Below are 3,502 nucleotides of genomic sequence, written 5' to 3'. Positions count from 1 at the left end.
TACCAGACTTTTGCATCTTATACCTAAAGTTATATTCACCGGATCCTACTTCTATTTTCACACCATCATCAACAGCCTGATAATCCAATATTCCTTCTGTCTCCTTCAGGCATTTGCCATTCTCATAAATCGCATCGGGCATAGCAAATGGCAACACTACCGTCGCCGTGGTATTGTGAGGTACGCATATTGATATCTCTATCTGATCATCCTGTATCCTCCATTCAGACTTAATCTTCCCATACATTGACTTCAATTCTGCCTTTACGTAGGTTAACCCTCCACCCAGCGTAGGTTTAATGTATATATGCTTGTACCCCGACCTTTCTTCATCAGTATCAATCCCTGCCACCACCCTGTAAAGCCAATCTCCAATAGAGCCGTATGCATAGTGGTTAAAAGAATTCATATCAGGACTCCAAAAAGACCCGTCTGGCTTAATCCCATCCCAGTGCTCCCAAATGGTGGTTGCACCCTTGGTCACCTGATACAGCCATGACGGATAATCGGTCTGCAAAAGCAATTTGTAAGCTACATCGCTATAGCCATTTTGGCTCAGCGCATGACATAAATAGGGCGTGCCTACAAAGCCTGTAGTCAAATGATACTCATTTTTCTTGATATAATCCACCAGCGTATCAACGGTACGCTTGCGATCCTTTTCCTCTACAAGATCAAACATGAGTGCCAGCACATGAGCGGTTTGGGTTGGAACAGCCAACCTACCAGTAGGCGTCACAAACTCTTTCCTAAAGGCATCTACAATATTTTCATATAGCTTTGAATACTCTTCTACATCTTCAGATTTACCAAGAACTTTGGCAGCTTTCACAAGGAGTTTGGTGGAATACGCATAGAAAGCCGTGGCAATAAAATCTATCGCAGTGGCACCTACATAGCTCCCTTCTTTTGCATCCAATCCTAGCCAGTCGCCAAAATGAAACCCAGTATTCCACAGATACTCGTTATCCCCTTGCTTTCTTATATATTCAACCCAGGCCTTCATGCTATCATACTGTTCCTCCAGAATTTTCTTGTCACCATAACACAAATATATCGTCCATGGGCATATGACGGCAGCATCACCCCATGCAGCCGAAGAATGACGGTCTTCTCCAAGAACATCCGGAATGACAAAAGGCACTCCGCCATCGCTTAGCTGATCAGCCTTCAAATCCTTAAGCCATTTTGTAAAGAAAGAAGCCACATTCATATTAAAGCAGGCAGTCCTGATAAACACCTGTGCATCTCCAGTCCAGCCCAACCGTTCATCCCTTTGAGGGCAATCAGTCGGAACATCTACGAAATTGCCCTTCTGCGACCACAGTATATTCTGCTGAAGCCTGTTAACCAGAGGATTTGAGCATTCAAAGCTACCGGTAAGTTCCATATCAGAATGCACTACCATTCCCACAAAATCGTCAAGCGAAGGCTGACCCGGATACTCCACCAGCTTTACGTATCTAAACCCCTGGAATGTAAAATGCGGTTCAAATACCTCTCTTCCATCGCCCTTTAATATGTACTCAATCGTTTGTTTGGCGCTCCTTAAGTTTGCAGTATAAAAGTTGCCATCTTTATCTAACACTTCGGCATGCTGCAGCACTACCTTGCTCCCAGCCGGGCCTTCTACCGCAAAACGTACCCAGCCCACCATGTTTTGTCCCATATCCAAAACCGTCTCACCAGCAGGAGTTGTTAAAATGGCTACAGGCTTAATCTGCTGAACAATACGAACAGGCGGCCCTTCCTGGGCAACTATTATGTCCTTGGGTTTATCCAATTCTTCCACATCGTACCAATCAGAATCGTCGTAATTCGCTTCATCCCAGCCCGGCTTTTCTAATCGAGCATCGTAGATTTCACCGTGATAGATTTCGGACATAAGAATGGGGCCTGTAGAAGCCTTCCAGCTCCTGTCCGACACAACCACCTGTTCCCTACCATCTTCGTAAATAATATGCATCTGTATAAGAGCCGCCAACCTATCGCCGTATATATTTCTTCGGCCTTCCCAGGTAAGATCGCCTTTGTACCATCCATTACCAAGTATAACGCCAATTGCATTCTGCCCCTCTTTAAGCATCTCGGTTACATCATATGTTTGATACTGAAGCCGCTTGTTATAGCTGGTCCAGCCAGGAGTAAAGAAGAAATCCCCTACTCTTTTCCCGTTTAAATGAAGCTCGTACAGGCCAAGGCTGGTGGCATAAATCCTGGCTGATCTAACCTTTCCGTAAACTTCAAAAACCCTTCTCATCATAGGACAAGCTTGAGTTTCGGATAAATCACCCTCAAATCTTGGGGTAATCCACCTTGCAACCCATTCATCGGATTTTAAAAGCCCCATTTCCCAGAAAGCGATCTCACTCCAATCCGATATTCTACTTGCCCGATCCCATACTCGCACTCTATAGTAATATCGGGTACGCGATTTAAGGGGTTGGCCTTTGTACTCAACATGAATGGACTCATCAGATTCTACTTTCCCAGTGTCCCATACCAAATCTTTAAAATCACTATCTGTAGAAACCTGTATTTGATAAGCGGCCTGCATAACATTTCTATCGTCGGATTCAATAACCCAGCTTATCCTCGGATGTCTTACATCAATACCTATAGGATTCTCCTTATATTCACATCTCAAATTACTTACTTTAATCATTTTGAATCCTCCCCCTTTATTATTAATTTTATTTTAGATCCATGATACTTTTATGCTTTTATAGCTCCCGCAGTCATTCCAGCAATTATTTTTTTATTAAAGAAAATGAATAGTATTAATGGCGGAATTGATATAAGTACAACGGTAGCAAAAAGTAAATTCCAGGTCGTTAAATATCTGCCCATAAAATTATAAAGCGCCAGCTGAACGGTTACGTTTCTTGCACCAGGAAGAAAATATAAAGGATTTACAAAATCGTTAAAAATATTTACTGATGAAAGAACTATAATAGTAGATGTAACAGGCTTTAAAAGCGGAAAAATAATCTGAAAAAACAGCCTAAAACCATTGCATCCATCAATAATTGCACTTTCATCAATTTCTCGTGGTATAGATACCATAAAACTCTTATAAAGTAAAGTAGAAAAAGAAAATGATAGCGCTACCTCAACTAATACCAATCCTATCAATGTTTTAAAAAGCCCAATTGCGTTTAGAATCCAAATGGTAGGTACTATTGCAGGAGGAAGCATTAACCCTGACAAAATAAGGAAATTGATAAAATTTGACGCTCTACTTGTCCTTCGATTCAATACAAATCCAGCCATAGAACAAACTATGATTAATAAAGCAACAGACAATACAGTAATAATAGTACTATTATAAAAAGCCAGCATTACAACCCCCTTTTCTGCTGTTAAGACAGTTTTATAATTTTCTATTATTTGGAAAGTTTTAGGCCATGAAATGCTCAATTCAGCTGCTTCAGCTGAAGTTTTAAAAGAATTTATGAGCACAAAATACATTGGAACACCAAAGATGACCAGAGACATAAGA

2 protein-coding genes are annotated in these 3,502 nt (G+C 41.2%); both read right to left on the bottom strand.

Annotated elements, in window-relative coordinates:
• A partial coding sequence (locus FWJ59_RS08705; protein WP_414481552.1) for a family 78 glycoside hydrolase catalytic domain occupies positions 1 to 2,665 on the bottom strand: 2,665 nt, incomplete at its 3' end.
• A gap of 50 nt (positions 2,666 to 2,715) precedes the next feature.
• Positions 2,716 to 3,502, bottom strand: a 787-nt coding sequence (locus tag FWJ59_RS08700; protein WP_414481551.1) for a carbohydrate ABC transporter permease, incomplete at its 5' end; no start/stop codon positions are given.

Origin of the sequence: Caldicoprobacter sp. (genome assembly GCF_047459465.1) — a bacterium.
Taxonomy (GTDB): Bacteria; Bacillota; Clostridia; order Caldicoprobacterales; family Caldicoprobacteraceae; genus Caldicoprobacter.
The sequence above is the reverse complement of the archived record's forward strand: the minus strand, read 5'-3'. Positions and strand labels throughout refer to the sequence as shown.